The organism is Lysinibacillus sp. C5.1, assembly GCF_016350185.1.
GTDB lineage: Bacteria > Bacillota > Bacilli > Bacillales_A > Planococcaceae > Lysinibacillus > Lysinibacillus sphaericus.
In genome coordinates this window covers 957,457-973,175 of the sequence record NZ_CP066226.1, presented here as the reverse complement: position 1 = coordinate 973,175, position 15,719 = coordinate 957,457, and the positions used below count along the sequence as shown (strand labels likewise).

The following is a 15,719-nucleotide window of genomic DNA, read 5'->3' as shown; positions in this document are numbered from 1 at the left end:
GTTGTTACCTCACACTTTCTTTAGGATAGCAACCTTCATATAGTAAGCACGAAACCTCATGACCATCAGCCATTTGTGCAAGCTGTGGCGTTACTGTACTACACTCAGGTTTTACAGACGGGCATCTATCGGCAAAGCGACAGCCAAAAGTAGGCATGTTTTTTAATGATGGCACAATGCCTTGGATTGTTGTTAACTCACTCACCTCTAAATCAATACGAGGAATGGATGCCATTAACAGCTTTGTATACGGATGTTGTGGGTTATAAAACAGATTATCTACATTCGTGCGCTCTACAATTTTCCCAGCGTACATAATGATGACTTCATCACACATTTCTGCCACTACCCCTAAGTCATGCGTTATCAAAATAATAGACATGTCATTTTTCTCTTGAATTTTTTTCAGCAGCTCCAGAATTTGTGCTTGCACAGTTACATCTAGTGCAGTAGTCGGTTCATCGGCAATTAACAGCTTTGGATGGCAGGCAATCGCAATCGCAATCATCACCCTTTGTCGCATCCCTCCGGATAATTGGTGAGGATATTCATCTACAATTTTGTCTGGTCTAGGGATGCCTACACTTTTTAACAATTCGATGGCTTGCTGCCTTGCTTCTGTTTTGGAGATTGACAGATGATTCAATAAAATCTCTTCAATCTGATTACCAATTGTAAATACAGGGTTTAAAGATGTCATAGGCTCTTGAAAGATCATACTAATATCTTTTCCTCGTATTTTATTCATTTCATCGCTTGAATAATTTTCTATATTTTGGCCTTGGAACTTTATTTCTCCACCCGTAACTTTGCCAATTCCTTGTGGCAGTAGCTGCATAATTGACAATGACATAACACTTTTACCACAGCCGGATTCCCCTACAATCCCTACAATTTGGCCAGGCTTGACGGAAAACGACACATTATCGACTGCATGATAAATATCTCCTTCTATATCAAAACCAGTTTTTAGATTCTTTACTTCGAGCATTAAATTCATTTAATCATCACACCTTCGTAAATTTTTTCTAAATAGAAATATGTAGTAAAAACTAGCGATGTCCAAACTTTCCTGATTCAATATTCAGAAAAAAGATTTGAAACAGATTAAACTTATTTCAAAATTATTTCTACTCAAATAATTAATAGTTTTTATTATATTGAATTTAAATACATATTAATAAATTTTTTACAGTATAAACAAAAAAATAACTTACTATTTACTTATAGAATTATCTGAAAATTATCTATACGGCTATTTTATCTAGAAATAATACATTTAATCAAGAGTTTTTTTACAACTCTTCATAATGTTATATACATAATAAACCGTACAACTATTACAAAAATTTTTTTATTTTACAAATTAATTCTAATGAAATATTTGCTAATCTATTTATCTGTTCTACTTTTCATTAGTTTTTTATTATTTAAATATAATAAATAACGGGATTGCACAATCCTAACTTCTTCACCCACCGCATTCTTTTATTTGGTAAACTTGATTATTATTGGACTTAATTTAATTTTCTGTTTATTTTTAATAATCAATTATTATTAATATATAATTTTTCCCTTTAAAGCATTAATGTTAAAAAGCGATTTTTATTACATTAGAAAACTTTATTTTCATGATTTTTCTTTAACATACATCTCCACGTATTTAATTTTTATATTTCTATCCTTCACAGTTCCTTTCCAATAAAAAAACGACCACAGGTTATCATAACCGTGATCGTTTCATTATTCTTTATTAAACAGATTCGTTATAGCTAGTCAAAAGTGCGATTATAATTCTCCAGCTTTAAGTTTTGCATGCCAATCTTTTAAAAATGGAATATCATCTTCTTTAATGGCACCAGATTCATTCGCTGCTTCAATTAAATAATCGAAGTTTGTTAAAGATACGTACTTTATGCCCGCTTCATCAAACGCTTGTTCAGCACGTGGTAGGTTATACGTATAAACACATACAACCCCTAATACTTCACAACCCGCTGCACGTAAAGCTTCAACTGCTGTAATGGAAGAACCACCTGTTGACACAATATCTTCTACTACGATGACTTTTTGTCCTGCAGCATATTTTCCTTCAATTTGATTGCCACGACCATGTTCTTTTGCTTTTGAACGTACATAGACCATCGGTAAGTCTAAAATATCACTTACCCATGCAGCATGTGGAATACCTGCTGTGGCCGTACCAGCTACGATTTCTGTACCTTCAAAGTTTTCTTTAATTATCGCTGCTAAGCCATTTGCCAATTGTTTACGGATAACTGGGTCAGAGATTGTTAGACGCGTATCACAGTAAATTGGAGATTTAATACCTGATGCCCATGTAAAAAGTTCTGTTGGATTTAATTCGACTGCGCCTACTTTAAGCATAGCGTGTGCGATTTCGTTTTGTAATGTCATATTGATGCCTCCCATAGTTCACTTACCATTTTATATGCTGCTACTGGATCTTGCGCACCTGTTACGGCACGGCCTACTACGATTAAAGAAGAACCATCACGTTTGGCGCCATCAGGTGTAGCGATGCGCTTCTGATCGTGAGCGTCACCACCAGCTAAACGGATACCAGGTGTGACACGTAAAAAGTCTTGGCCGCACACTTCAGCAATTGCCTGTGCTTCATGTACCGAGCAAACCACACCATTTAAGCCAGCTTGTTTTGTTAAGCTCGCGTAGTGCAATACCGATTCTTGCAATGTTAACGCAATTTTTTGCTCTGCTTGCATTTGCGCTTCCGTAGTGGATGTTAGTTGTGTCACGGCAATCAATGCTGCGCGCTCTTGACCTGCAGGTGTCCCTGCTTCCAGACCTTCGAGTGCAGCTTCCATCATTGGTCGCCCGCCCGCTGCATGGACATTGACTAAATTAACCCCTAATTTAGCTAAGCCCTTCATCGCTGAGCCAACCGTATTAGGAATATCATGTAGCTTTAAGTCTAAAAATATATCATGACCTAAATCTTTCACTTTGCGGACAATATCTGGACCTTCTTGCATATAAAGCTCCATACCAATTTTGACGAAAAGAGGCTCTTGAAAATGTGCTAAAAACTTGAAAACTTCTGCTTCTCCTGGGAAATCAAGTGCTAGAATTGGTTTTGTATTCATTAACGATGGCTCCTTCCGATAATATCCGTAATATGTTCTACATCTAAAGCGTCAAGCTTTGCAGGTAATTCCTCAATGATATTCGGGCAAACAAAATGATCGACAAAATTGGCTGTTCCAACCGCAACTGCTGATGCACCAGCAGACATAAAATCAATTACATCTTGTGCTTCGCTTACGCCACCCATCCCAATAATCGGAATATTGACTGCCTTATACACCTCGTATACCATGCGAATAGCAACCGGTTTTACTGCAGGACCTGATAAGCCCCCTGTACCGTTGGCAATGACAGGTTTACCTGTACGTTCATGTAAGCGCATGCCGATTAATGTGTTAATCATCGTAATACCATCCGCTCCACCTGCTTCCACAGCTTGCGCGATTTCTACGATATTTGTAACGTTTGGTGATAATTTCACGTAAACAGGTACTTCCGACACTGCCTTGACAGCTGCAACCAAATCTCTTGCTGTTGCTGGATCTGTACCGAATTGAATACCGCCACATTTTACGTTCGGGCATGAAATATTAAGTTCTAGTGCTTTGACATTGGATGCAGCTGAGATGCGACGTGCTACTTCCACGTAATCTGCTGTTTCCGTTCCCGCTACATTGGCAATAATCGGCACATCATAGCCTTCTAAAAACTTTAATTCTTCATTCATTACTTTTTCAATACCAGGATTTTGTAAGCCAATAGCATTTAACATTCCTGCTGCTGTTTCCGCTACACGAGGTGTCGGATTGCCAGGTCTTGTTTCTACAGTTGTTGCTTTAATCATAATCGCACCAAGTATCGATAAATCGTACAGTTGCGCATACTCCCGACCAAAGCCGAAGCAACCTGAAGCTGGCATAATTGGATTTTTTAAATCTAAGCCAGGTAATTGGATATTTAAACGACTCATAATGCCACCGTACCTTTCGGGAATACTGGACCGTCAGAGCATACTTTGACATAGTCTTTATCAATTTGATCTGTTGTTTTACATACGCACGCGAAGCAAGCACCAATACCACAGCCCATTCGCTCTTCAAAAGATAAATAGCCTTCTTTTTCAGGATAGAAACCTTCTAAAGCTTTTAACATCGGTAGAGGACCACAAGAATAGAACACATCAAATTCTGGTGCACGTGATTCTAAAACGTTGGTCACAAAGCCCTTTGTTCCTTTTGAGCCATCGACTGTTACATAATGCGTTTCACCAAGTGCGTTAAATTCCTCTTCGTAGAAGCATACATCCTCTGTTTGGAAGCCTAATACATGGATAGTCTTCACACCACGTGCATTAAGTTGTTTTGACAGCTCATGTAAAGGAGGTACACCGATGCCGCCACCAACTAATAATGCTGTCCCACCTGTCTTTACAGCATCAACTGGGAAGCCATTACCGATTGGGCCAAGGACATTGACTAGCTGCCCTTCACGATTTGTCGCTAACACCTTTGTTCCTCGACCTTCCGCACGATAAATCATGGTAAATTCACTGTTGTCTTTATCTATATTTGCAATACTGATAGGTCGACGTAAAAGCGGCTCCAATGAATCTGACACCTTTACATGGACAAACTGGCCAGGAGTCATATCCTGAACCAGTTCACCACGAAGTGTCAATTCGAAAATGTTTGTCGCAATTTGCTTTTGAGAGACGACCGTCATTTTCTCTTGACGAATCATATTAATGTACTACCTCCGCTTTCGGCATTTGTTCTGCTGTAAATGTCATGGATTCAATTACACGTAGCATTGCTTCTGCTGTATCTAGAGAAGTTAAGCAAGGCACACCATTTTCTACAGACTCACGTCGAATGCGGAATCCATCACGCGCCGGTTGCTTGCCTTTTGTTAATGTGTTCACTACTAACTGTGCTTCACCATTTTGAATTAAATCAAGTAACGTTTGTCCTTTGGCACCGATTTTACCTACTACATCAGTACGAACACCCGCTGCTTCAAATGCTTGTGCAGTACCTTCCGTCGCTACAATGCGGTAGCCTACTGTTGAAAAGCGTTTGGCAAGCGCAATTGCTTCTTCTTTATCTTTATCAGATACAGTGAATAATACTGTGCCTTCTGTGCGAATTTCCATACCTGCTGCAACTAAGCCTTTATAAAGTGCTTTTTCTAATGTTGCATCTTTCCCCATTACTTCCCCTGTCGATTTCATTTCAGGTCCTAATGTAATGTCCACTCGGCGTAATTTAGCGAATGAGAATACTGGTACTTTAACAAATACACCTTTTTGCTCTGCCGCTAAGCCAGTTGGGTAGCCTTGTGCTACGATTGATTTTCCAAGAATGGCTTTTGTTGCAATGTTCGCCATTGGGATGTTCGTAATTTTACTTAAGAACGGTACTGTACGAGATGAACGAGGATTTACCTCAATGACATACACTTCACCTTGGGAAATAACATACTGGATGTTCATTAAGCCGATAATGCCAAGACCTTTTGCTAAACGCGTTGTGTAATCCACTAATGTATCTTTTTGCGCTTGTGTTAATTTTTGTGGTGGGTATACAGAAATCGAGTCACCAGAGTGTACCCCTGCACGTTCGATATGTTCCATAATACCTGGGATTAAAACATTTTCACCGTCACAAATCGCATCGACTTCAATTTCTTGCCCCGTTAAGTAACGGTCTACGAGTACTGGGTGATCTGGTGATGCCTCAACAGCGTTTTCCATATAGTGTTGTAATTCTTGTTCGTTATAAACAATTTCCATTGCACGTCCACCAAGTACATACGAAGGACGAACTAGCACTGGGAAGCCTAAGCGTTCGCCAATGGCAAGTGCTTCTTCCGTTGAAACTGCTGTTTCACCTGGAGGCTGTGGAATGTCTAATGCATGTAAAGCTTGTTCGAATTTATCGCGGTTTTCTGCACGGTCGATATCTTCTAATGATGTACCTAAAATTTTCACACCATTTGCAGCTAATTTATCAGCAAGGTTAATGGCTGTTTGACCACCGAATTGGACAACTACACCAATTGGTTGTTCTAAATCGATAATATGCATAACATCTTCGATTGTTAATGGCTCGAAGTATAGCTTATCTGAAATCGAGAAGTCCGTTGATACTGTTTCCGGATTTGAGTTAATAATGATTGCTTCATAGCCTGCTTCTTGAATTGCCCATACAGAGTGTACTGTTGCATAGTCAAACTCTACCCCTTGACCGATACGGATTGGACCCGAACCTAATACAATCACGGATGGTTTATCAGATTTGATGGATTCGTTTTCTTCCTCATAAGTACCGTAGAAATATGGTGTTTCAGATTCAAACTCTGCTGCACATGTATCAACCATTTTGTAGACTGGGATAATGCCGTTTTCTTTACGGTACGCATATATTGCCTCTGGTGTTGTGTCCCATAGCTCGGCAATTTTTTTATCAGCAAAGCCTAGACGTTTTGCAGTGCGTAATATTTCTTTATCGTTTTTATGGTTAGCAAGTGTTTGCTCCATATCTACGATGTTTTTAAATTTATTTAAGAAGAATAAGTCAATTGCAGACCATTCATGGATTTGCTCGATTGTTACACCACGGCGCAATGCTTCACCGATGAAGAATAAACGCTCATCTCCCGCTTTACGGATACGTTTTTCAATCCAAGAGTCAGAGTTATCTTCTGCATGTTTTAGCTCTAAATGTACTTGACCTGTTTCAAGAGAACGAACAGCTTTCAGCATAGCTTCTTCAAACGTACGACCAAGTGCCATTACTTCACCAGTTGCCTTCATTTGTGTGCCTAAGTTACGTTTTGCTGATTCGAATTTATCGAATGGCCAGCGTGGAATTTTTGCGACAATGTAGTCTAGTGCTGGCTCGAAGCAAGCATACGTTGAACCTGTCACTGGATTTTTGATTTCATCTAATGTTAAACCTACTGCAATTTTTGCTGCTAGCTTGGCAATTGGGTAACCCGTTGCTTTTGACGCTAATGCAGATGAACGAGATACACGTGGGTTTACTTCGATGACATAGTAATTGAAGCTATATGGATCAAGTGCTAACTGTACGTTACAGCCACCTTCAATTTTTAGTGCACGGATAATATCTAATGAGATATTACGTAACATTTGGTTTTCACGGTCAGAAAGTGTTTGTGTTGGTGCTACGACGATAGAGTCACCTGTATGAATCCCTACAGGGTCGACATTTTCCATGTTACAAACTACGATGGCATTGTCAGCCGCATCGCGCATTACTTCGTATTCAATCTCTTTAAAGCCAGCGATTGATTTTTCAAGTAAGCATTGTGTAACTGGTGAATATTTTAAACCTGATGTAACGATTTCTTCTAGGTCTTGATCGTTATAACAAATACCACCGCCTGTACCGCCAAGTGTGAATGCAGGGCGTACAATTACTGGATAACCGATTTTTGCAACAAAGTTTTTCGCTTCATCTAAGTTATGAATAATATCTGATTCCGGTACTGGAGCACCTAGTTCATACATCAGGTTACGGAATAAATCACGGTCTTCAGCTTTATGAATAGCATCGAGTTTTGTACCAAGAATTTCGATATTTAGCTCATTTAAAATACCAGAGTTATCTAATTCAATCGCCATATTTAACCCTGTTTGACCACCTAGTGTAGGTAAGATGGCATCTGGGCGCTCTTTGCGTAAAATGCGTGAGACAAATTCAAGTGTGATTGGCTCAATGTATACTTTGTCTGCAATTTCTGTATCTGTCATAATTGTTGCAGGGTTTGAGTTTATTAAAATAACGCGGTAGCCTTCTTCTTTTAATGAAAGACAAGCTTGTGTTCCGGCATAGTCAAATTCTGCTGCTTGTCCGATGACGATTGGACCTGACCCGATTACTAAAATAGTTTCTATATCTGTACGTTTAGGCATGTTGTTTCCCCTTCCCTGCTTCTGCTTCCATCATTTCAATGAATTCATCAAATAAGTGGTTTGAATCTTCTGGTCCTGGTGATGCTTCTGGGTGATATTGTACTGTGAAGATTGGATATTTCTTATGACGGACACCTTCACAAGTACCATCATTTAAAGCGACATGTGTTAATTCTAAATCTGTATCTTTTAATGATTCTATATCGATTGCATAGCCATGGTTTTGAGATGTTAAATCTGTACGTCCTGTGCGTAAATCTTTGACTGGATGGTTCCCACCACGGTGACCGAATGGTAATTTAAATGCTTTCGCACCACTTGCTAATGAGAAGATTTGGTGACCTAAGCAAATACCGAACATTGGCACTTTTCCGATTAAATTACGTACTGTTTCGATACCTTCTGCCACGTCCTCTGGGTTACCAGGGCCATTTGACAGCATAATACCATCTGGATGCCATGCTAAAATTTCTGCTGCTGGTGTGTTGTATGGTACAACAAGGACATCACAATCACGCTTGTTTAATTCACGTAAAATACCGTGTTTCATACCGTAGTCAATTAACACTACTCGTTTGCCACGACCTGGTGATGGGTAGGCAGCCTTCGGTGATACTTCGCGCACATGATGTGTAATTGCTGGTGTTGCTTGTAGTTTTGCCACAATTTCTTCTACATTTACTTCTTCGTCAGCCGCAGTCAAAATGGCCTTAACAGAACCTTTGCTACGAATAATGCGTGTTAGTTTACGTGTATCAATACCTTCAATCCCTGGGATATCTTTTGATGTTAAGTATTCATCAACTGTTAAATCACATCTGAAATTCGACGGTGTTTTTGCTAGTTCGCGGACAACAAATCCACGAATTGCCGGTGTGATTGATTCGAAATCATCACGATTAATACCGTAGTTACCGATAAGTGGGTATGTTAACGTTACGATTTGTCCATAGAATGAAGGATCTGAAATCGTTTCTTGATATCCTGTCATCCCCGTAGTGAATACGACTTCACCTTGTGAAGCTCGCTCACTACCGAACGCTGTGCCTGTAAATACTGTGCCATCTTCTAAAATAAGTAAACGTTTTTTCATTACTCTGCCTCCTGGTATACGATATTACCTTCAAAAATTGTTACGACTGGCCAACCTTTTGCAACCCAACCATTGAATGGTGTATTGCGACCTTTTGATACAAATCCTTCTGCATCAATCGTTTGTTCTTTCTGTAAGTCAATTAAAACCATGTCTGCCGAAGCCCCTACTTCTAACGTTCCATATGGTAAGTCAAAAATTTGTGCCGCTTTTACAGTCATCCAATCGACCAATTGCTTTAAAGTCCATTTCCCTGTTTCAACAAATTGTGTGTACAACAGCGGGAAGGCTGTTTCAAAGCCTACGATGCCGAATGGTGCACCAACCATGCCACAGCATTTTTCTTCTATTGTATGTGGTGCATGGTCTGTGGCGATGCAGTCAATCGTGCCGTCAAGTAGTGCTGCGTGTAGAGAATCCTTATCATCTGCACCTCGTAATGGCGGGTTCATTTTCCAGTTTGCATCATCAGATGGAATATCCATCTCTTCAAGTAATAAATGGTGAGGACAAACTTCCGCTGTGACGCGGATGCCTGCTGCTTTTGCATCACGTACTGCACGCACTGATTCTTTTGTTGAAACATGACACACATGGTAGCGTGCCCCTGCCGCTTCTGCAAGCAAAACATCGCGTGCAATTTGGACAGATTCACAAATGGACGGAATACCTGGTAAACCTAGCTCTTTGTTACGCTTGCCTTCATGCATAACACCATCATAAATTAATGAATTATCTTCACAGTGTGCGACAACAACCATGTCATGCTTTGCTGCATCCTGCATTTGTTCATACATCGTGGATGCAAGCTGAATGCCTACACCATCATCGGAAAACGCTACTGCACCATGTGCTTTTAATTCTTTAATATTCGTACGAACTTCCCCTGAAATATCCTGCGTTAATGAGCCATATGGTAGTACACGAATCACTGCACTTTCTTGAATCAGCCCATTTATTAATTGCATGTTTTCAACCGTGTCAGGCACTGGTTTTGTATTTGGCATGGCACAAATTGTTGTAAAACCGCCTTTTGCAGCAGATGCTGAACCTGTTGCTATTGTTTCTTTATGTTCAAACCCTGGTTCGCGTAGATGTGTATGCACATCCACAAACCCTGGTGCAACAACTAAACCATTTCCTTCGATTATTTCTGCACCAGCTACATTGACCTCTTGTCCAATGGCAGTAATTTTGCCATCTACTATGGCGATATTTACTGTTTGCAATTCACCTTGTTCATTTAACATTTGTACATTTTGAAGTACTTTCGTCATGTTATTCTCTCCCTTGTAAGATCGTTTCAATTATTGCCATTCGTGTGTATACACCATTGCGTACTTGGTCAAAGATGCGAGACCGTTCACATTCTACTAGCTCTGATGCAACTTCTACATCGCGGTTTACTGGCGCTGGATGCATAATAATTGCTGTGTCCTTCATTTTCTTCTCTCGTTCTACTGTCAAGCCATACTCTTCATGATAGCTTTCTTTTGAGAAGCTTTTATTTACTTTATGACGCTCATGTTGTACACGAAGTAACATAATGACATCACTTATTTCGATTAAATCGTCCCAAGAATGATGTGATTTAAAATCCCCTGCCCATTCTTCTGGACAAAGAAAATGTACATTTGCCCCTAACCGCTGTAACGCGGATGCATTGGATTTTGCTACACGGCTATGAGAAATATCTCCGGCGATTGTAATATTTAACCCTTCAAAAGAACCAAACTCTTTTTTTATCGTGTACAGATCCAGTAATGATTGGGATGGGTGTTGACCAGCGCCATCTCCTGCATTTATAACCGCAACATTGATGCCTTCTAGTAGCTCGTTATAATATTCATCTTCTTTGGCGCGGATAACGACCGCATCCATACCAATCATTTCTAACGTCTTGACTGTATCGTACAATGTTTCACCCTTTGTTACACTTGAAAAGCTTGCGTCAAACGGGATAACCGTACAGCCTACTTTGCGCTCTGCCATCTCAAAGCTTGTCTTCGTACGTGTACTCGGTTCAAAAAATAAGTTTGCTACGTTATAAGCACGAGATAACGATGATGTTTCGCCATTTTCAAACGCCTGCGCACGATGTAAAATGCGGTTAATCTCTTCAGTTGTTAAATGTTCCATTGATAATAAGTTCTTCATCATGTACCTCCATTAGGTTGTGTGTCATGAACGTCTATGTATGACGTCCTTCATTATTTATTTGTCTAAATTATGTAAAAGCCCCGCTGATGTCATCAGCGAGGCATAAGGAGGCGTGACAAACTATAGTAAGACTATTGCTTACTTATTGCTTGTCCACAACTTCCCTTTTTTTGCCTCTCTGGACAATTCATTAAAAGGTACTACTATGATTGATTATTTTGATCGTATGGTACTGGTATATCAGCTTCTTTTTTACCTGGTAGAATTGCATTTAGTACAACACCGATAATCGCTGCTAACGCCATGCCTTCTAAACTTAATGATTCTGTGACGATAAATTTCGCACCGCCGATACCAATTACGAGAATAACAGAGGCAATTACTAAATTGCGGCTGTTACCAAAGTCCACATGGTTGTCTACTAGCATACGTAAACCGCTTGATGCGATGATACCAAACAGTAGGATGGAAACACCACCAAGAACTGCTGTTGGAATCGTTGCAATAACCGCCATTGCTTTCCCGAAGAATGACAGCACAATCGCTACGACTGCCGCACCTGCTATGACATATACGCTGTAAACTCGTGTAATGGCAAGGACACCAATGTTTTCACCGTATGTTGTTTTTGGTGGGCCACCAATAAATGCACTAATCAAGGTCCCAAAGCCATCACCTAGTAAAGAACGGTGTAAGCCCGGTTCTTTAATATAGTCTCGATTGACTACTTTTCCTAATACAAGTTGGTGACCGATATGTTCTGAAATGGTTACAATCACAATCGGTACCATCGCGAGTAAAATTGTCGATGTAATGGTAAAGTCATAATTTACACCTGGGATAATAAAATGTGGTAGTGCAAACATTTTTGCCTCTTTAATCGGTTCGAAGTTGACAATCCCGATAAAAATCGAGTAGACATAGCCTACTATTAAGCCGATTAATATTGGCATTGTACTTAAAATCCCCTTAAAGAAGATGGTAAAGATAATCGCTGTAAACAATGTGACAAGTGCCGCTGAAAAATGTAGCAAATTATATTCTCCGTCAACATTCATTGCCATGTTAACTGCTGTTCCCGATAAGCCAAGACCGATTACCATAATAACTGGTCCTACAACGATAGGCGGAAGGATTTTCATAATCCATTTATAACCGCTCTTCCAAATTATTAGTGACACAATGCCGTAGGTAATCCCGACTGCCATCGCTCCGATCATAGCGTTACCTGGATTAACACTTAAACCATTGTCATCTAAACCACCTGCAGCGATTAATATCGGTGCGATAAAGGCAAAGGATGAACCTAAATAGGCTGGTACTTGAAACTTCGTAATTAATAAGAAGAACAATGTGGCAATACCACTGGTTAGAAGGGCGATTGCTGGGCTAAGCCCAACCAGTTGTGGTACTAAAATCGTTGACCCAAACATGGCAAACATGTGTTGGAAACTTAATGTCACCAATTGGACTGGGGTCGGTTTATCATTAATATCTAATACTGCCTTTGACATGACGTTTCCTCACTTTATTATTAGTCTTCTTTATAAATAATGACGCAATCTTCGCCATCAACTTCAAGTAAATTAACGACGATACGTTCCGTTCCTGATGTCGGAACATTTTTCCCAACATAATCCGCTCGAATTGGTAGCTCTCGGTGTCCGCGATCAATTAGCACTGCTAGTTGAATTTGCGCGGGTCTTCCTAAATCCATTACTGCATCTAGTGCCGCTCGAACTGTACGACCTGTATAGAGTACATCATCGACTAAAATAATTTTTTGATTGGCTACCACATAATCGATATCTACTTGCTCAACATGTGCCTGCTCATTTTCATGCTTTGTGGATAAGTCATCTCGATAAAGGGTGATGTCTAACTCCCCTGTGCGAATCGCTTTACCCTCGATTTTTTCTATACGTTCTGCTAAGCGTCTTGCAAGGAAGGCACCGCGTGTTTTAATTCCAACTAATATACATTCGTCAATTCCTTTATTGCGTTCAATAATCTCATGTGCAATACGTGTTAATGCTCTTGTCATCGATGGCCCATCTAATAGCTCATTTTTTGACATTTTTTGTCCTCCTCTCTTTCATCGATGTTCATCGGGTTGTTACAGATGCTACCTACTTGCTGAAGCATCATTGAAACGGCATAAAAAAACCTCTCGAGGCGAATAGCCTGAGAGGGTTGAGTACGTGTTTAAATAGCATGTTGGAAAAATTTGCAGCACAAATTTTAGCAACACGTTCACATGTACCTTCTCAGCCTCTCTGGACTGCCATTAAAGGTGAATATTAAGTTAAAGTCGTTCATTCACTTTCGTTAGTATAGACCTTCTTTCATTATCCGTCAATCCTTATTTCTTAATTCGTCTAATATCTGTACATAATCAACAGGAAGTGGTGCTTCAAACTCCATATATTCGCCAGTAGTAGGATGCGTGAATCCTAAAACTCCTGCGTGCAATACTTGTCCGCCAAAATCCATGGTCTTTCTTGGTCCATATTTTGGGTCGCCAACAAGTGGGAATCCAATATACTGCATATGGACACGAATTTGGTGTGTACGTCCCGTTTCAAGACGACACTCTACTAATGTGTAATCACCGAAGCGTTCAATTACTTGGAAGTGCGTTACCGCATGTTTCCCTTTATCCACAACAGCTTGTTTTTGACGGTCCTTTTGATCACGTCCAATTGGAGCATCAATTGTCCCTTTATCGTGAGCGATATGTCCATGCACAAGCGCTGTATATTTACGTGTGACTGTTTTATTCACAAGCTGCTCAACTAATGATTCATGTGCTTTATCATTTTTCGCTACCATTAGCAAACCTGATGTGTCTTTATCGATTCGGTGTACAATACCTGGACGCATGATACCATTTATGCCCGATAAATCTGTGCAATGATACATTAAACCATTTACTAGTGTGCCCGTCAGATGCCCTGGCGCAGGATGGACCACCATTCCTTTTGGTTTGTTGACAACGAGTACATCTGCGTCTTCATACACGATTTCAAGGTCTAAGTTTTCAGCAATAACGTCTAAAGGTTCTGCCTCTGGCACGATGATTTCAACAACATCGCCTGCTTTCACCTTGTATTTTGCTTTTACTGCTTCACCATTTACTTTAACAATTCCTTCTGTAATCCAATTGCTAATTTGTGTACGAGACCATTCATTCTGTATACTCGAAACCGCTTTATCAATGCGCTCTCCTTGTTGCTGTTCTTCAATTGTATATGATACTTGTGTCATTGTTTCACCTGTTTCTTTTCTTTTTTATCTTCGGCGATTAAACCAATCATTAATACGACAACGGCAATTGTTAATGCTGCATCCGCAATATTAAAAATCGGGAAATCGTAATTAATAATAGGGATTAATACGTCGGCAAAATCTACTACTTCTCCTCTAAATATACGGTCAATAAAATTACCAATGGCACCGCCCAATAACAGCATTAAGCCCACTTGAAAAAGAGGCTTGCCCTTTGCCTCTTTATGATAAAAGTAAATGATGGCAATAATAACACCTATTGTCACTATAGAAAATAACCACATTTGCCCTTCAAGCATCCCCCAGGCTGCACCTCTATTACGATGCGATAAAATACCAAACCAAGGATCCCATACGGCAATACGTTCACCAAACTCCATATTTTTCACAATTAGCCATTTTGTCCATTGATCAAGAATAATGACAAAAACGGCCAATCCATAATATTTATACACAGCTATTCCTCCGTTCACTCAACATCCTACCTATTCTACCATAAGAGCTTATATAGCAATAACTAATATAACATGAAAATATGACAGAAACACATGCTGTTGCCCAAAAGTAAAAATCGTAGCTTTCCGCTATCCTACTAAAGCCGTTTCCTAATAAACAACGAGTTGTCCCTCTATTCGAGAAAGCTTTCCATGCAAAAATAGAAAACCGTTGATTTCCGTTCCAGGTGCTCCCTTTCCGCAGGCACGGCTTCAACTAATTTTTGCGGCTGTCGCCGCAAAAATGGATTTTCAGCTCGTGCTGTTCCTGCTGGAGTGTCGCGCCTTCCAATCCAATCAACTAGTATCGACTGCTAATATGATGTTTTGGTTTTAAAAAATACATCAAGATGATTAACGCTTTTCAATAGCGGTCTCACTGTTTAGTTTAGCCGTCATAATATAGTAAGCTTGGACGTTTTTCATACAATTTTTATAGAAGTAAAAAAACGATAGGAGGCTGGGACATAACTAGAAAAATTTAAGGAACAGAGGAAAGGTGTTCATAAATTTTTGCTATATGGAGAACCTGGCTAACTTAGCTATTCTTACTTTTGCAATAAATAAAAAATTAGAAGGGTTACTAGTTGTTGGTAACGGAGGTGGTGACTCCGGCAGGAACAGCACATAATGTTAGACGCGGGCACAACGGCACAGCAAAAAAGTGTTAGATTGATGG

At 39.8% G+C, this 15,719-nt stretch carries 13 protein-coding genes; all 13 read right to left on the bottom strand.

Features of this window, described 5'->3' with window-relative positions; translation table 11 throughout:
- Positions 1 to 4 precede the first annotated feature (4 nt).
- Positions 5 to 1,000 carry an ABC transporter ATP-binding protein gene (locus I5435_RS04445; protein ID WP_029747186.1) on the bottom strand — a complete coding sequence of 332 codons (996 nt, stop codon included), beginning with the start codon at positions 998 to 1,000 and terminating at the stop codon, positions 5 to 7.
- Between the two features lie 788 nt (positions 1,001 to 1,788).
- The gene (gene pyrE, locus I5435_RS04440; protein WP_025218764.1) at positions 1,789 to 2,418 is read right to left on the bottom strand and encodes an orotate phosphoribosyltransferase; all 630 of its coding nucleotides are present in this window, start codon (positions 2,416 to 2,418) and stop codon (positions 1,789 to 1,791) included.
- A complete protein-coding gene (gene pyrF / locus I5435_RS04435) occupies positions 2,415 to 3,125 on the bottom strand; it encodes an orotidine-5'-phosphate decarboxylase (protein WP_024362111.1) in 711 nt (236 codons plus the stop codon). The genes pyrE and pyrF overlap by 4 nt, the downstream gene beginning before the upstream one ends.
- Positions 3,125 to 4,036 carry a dihydroorotate dehydrogenase gene (locus tag I5435_RS04430; RefSeq protein ID WP_108029497.1) on the bottom strand — a complete coding sequence of 304 codons (912 nt, stop codon included), beginning with the start codon at positions 4,034 to 4,036 and terminating at the stop codon, positions 3,125 to 3,127. The genes pyrF and I5435_RS04430 overlap by 1 nt, the downstream gene beginning before the upstream one ends.
- Positions 4,033 to 4,806: a dihydroorotate dehydrogenase electron transfer subunit gene (locus I5435_RS04425; RefSeq protein WP_024362113.1), complete on the bottom strand. Its 774-nt coding sequence runs from the start codon at positions 4,804 to 4,806 to the stop codon at positions 4,033 to 4,035. The genes I5435_RS04430 and I5435_RS04425 overlap by 4 nt, the downstream gene beginning before the upstream one ends.
- Position 4,807: 1 nt before the next feature.
- Positions 4,808 to 8,005 carry a carbamoyl-phosphate synthase large subunit gene (gene carB / locus I5435_RS04420; RefSeq protein ID WP_025218762.1) on the bottom strand — a complete coding sequence of 1,066 codons (3,198 nt, stop codon included), beginning with the start codon at positions 8,003 to 8,005 and terminating at the stop codon, positions 4,808 to 4,810.
- Positions 7,998 to 9,098, bottom strand: coding sequence for a glutamine-hydrolyzing carbamoyl-phosphate synthase small subunit (gene carA, locus I5435_RS04415; protein WP_024362115.1), 1,101 nt, complete (start codon positions 9,096 to 9,098; stop codon positions 7,998 to 8,000). Before carA ends, carB begins: the two co-directional genes overlap by 8 nt.
- Positions 9,098 to 10,375 carry a dihydroorotase gene (locus I5435_RS04410; protein ID WP_337983313.1) on the bottom strand — a complete coding sequence of 426 codons (1,278 nt, stop codon included), beginning with the start codon at positions 10,373 to 10,375 and terminating at the stop codon, positions 9,098 to 9,100. The genes carA and I5435_RS04410 overlap by 1 nt, the downstream gene beginning before the upstream one ends.
- Position 10,376: 1 nt before the next feature.
- Positions 10,377 to 11,255 carry an aspartate carbamoyltransferase catalytic subunit gene (locus tag I5435_RS04405; RefSeq protein WP_024362117.1) on the bottom strand — a complete coding sequence of 293 codons (879 nt, stop codon included), beginning with the start codon at positions 11,253 to 11,255 and terminating at the stop codon, positions 10,377 to 10,379.
- Positions 11,256 to 11,461: 206 nt separating this feature from the next.
- A complete protein-coding gene (locus I5435_RS04400; protein ID WP_024362118.1) occupies positions 11,462 to 12,772 on the bottom strand; it encodes a solute carrier family 23 protein in 1,311 nt (436 codons plus the stop codon).
- A gap of 20 nt (positions 12,773 to 12,792) precedes the next feature.
- Positions 12,793 to 13,335, bottom strand: coding sequence for a bifunctional pyr operon transcriptional regulator/uracil phosphoribosyltransferase PyrR (gene pyrR / locus I5435_RS04395; RefSeq protein ID WP_024362119.1), 543 nt, complete (start codon positions 13,333 to 13,335; stop codon positions 12,793 to 12,795).
- Between the two features lie 278 nt (positions 13,336 to 13,613).
- Positions 13,614 to 14,525, bottom strand: a complete 912-nt coding sequence (locus tag I5435_RS04390; RefSeq protein ID WP_337983312.1) for an RluA family pseudouridine synthase — start codon at positions 14,523 to 14,525, stop codon at positions 13,614 to 13,616.
- Positions 14,522 to 15,001, bottom strand: a complete 480-nt coding sequence (lspA, locus tag I5435_RS04385) for a signal peptidase II (RefSeq protein ID WP_024362121.1) — start codon at positions 14,999 to 15,001, stop codon at positions 14,522 to 14,524. The genes I5435_RS04390 and lspA overlap by 4 nt, the downstream gene beginning before the upstream one ends.
- Positions 15,002 to 15,719 lie beyond the last annotated feature (718 nt).

Bases quoted from the DNA above. Each gene is read 5' to 3' on its own strand.
- I5435_RS04445 (WP_029747186.1), bottom strand. From the start codon at position 1,000: ATGAATTTAATGCTCGAAGTAAAGAATCTAAAAACTGGTTTTGATATA.
- pyrE (WP_025218764.1), bottom strand. From the start codon at position 2,418: ATGACATTACAAAACGAAATCGCACACGCTATGCTTAAAGTAGGCGCA.
- pyrF (WP_024362111.1), bottom strand. From the start codon at position 3,125: ATGAATACAAAACCAATTCTAGCACTTGATTTCCCAGGAGAAGCAGAA.
- I5435_RS04430 (WP_108029497.1), bottom strand. From the start codon at position 4,036: ATGAGTCGTTTAAATATCCAATTACCTGGCTTAGATTTAAAAAATCCA.
- I5435_RS04425 (WP_024362113.1), bottom strand. From the start codon at position 4,806: ATGATTCGTCAAGAGAAAATGACGGTCGTCTCTCAAAAGCAAATTGCG.
- carB (WP_025218762.1), bottom strand. From the start codon at position 8,005: ATGCCTAAACGTACAGATATAGAAACTATTTTAGTAATCGGGTCAGGT.
- carA (WP_024362115.1), bottom strand. From the start codon at position 9,098: ATGAAAAAACGTTTACTTATTTTAGAAGATGGCACAGTATTTACAGGC.
- I5435_RS04410 (WP_337983313.1), bottom strand. From the start codon at position 10,375: ATGACGAAAGTACTTCAAAATGTACAAATGTTAAATGAACAAGGTGAA.
- I5435_RS04405 (WP_024362117.1), bottom strand. From the start codon at position 11,255: ATGAAGAACTTATTATCAATGGAACATTTAACAACTGAAGAGATTAAC.
- I5435_RS04400 (WP_024362118.1), bottom strand. From the start codon at position 12,772: ATGTCAAAGGCAGTATTAGATATTAATGATAAACCGACCCCAGTCCAA.
- pyrR (WP_024362119.1), bottom strand. From the start codon at position 13,335: ATGTCAAAAAATGAGCTATTAGATGGGCCATCGATGACAAGAGCATTA.
- I5435_RS04390 (WP_337983312.1), bottom strand. From the start codon at position 14,525: ATGACACAAGTATCATATACAATTGAAGAACAGCAACAAGGAGAGCGC.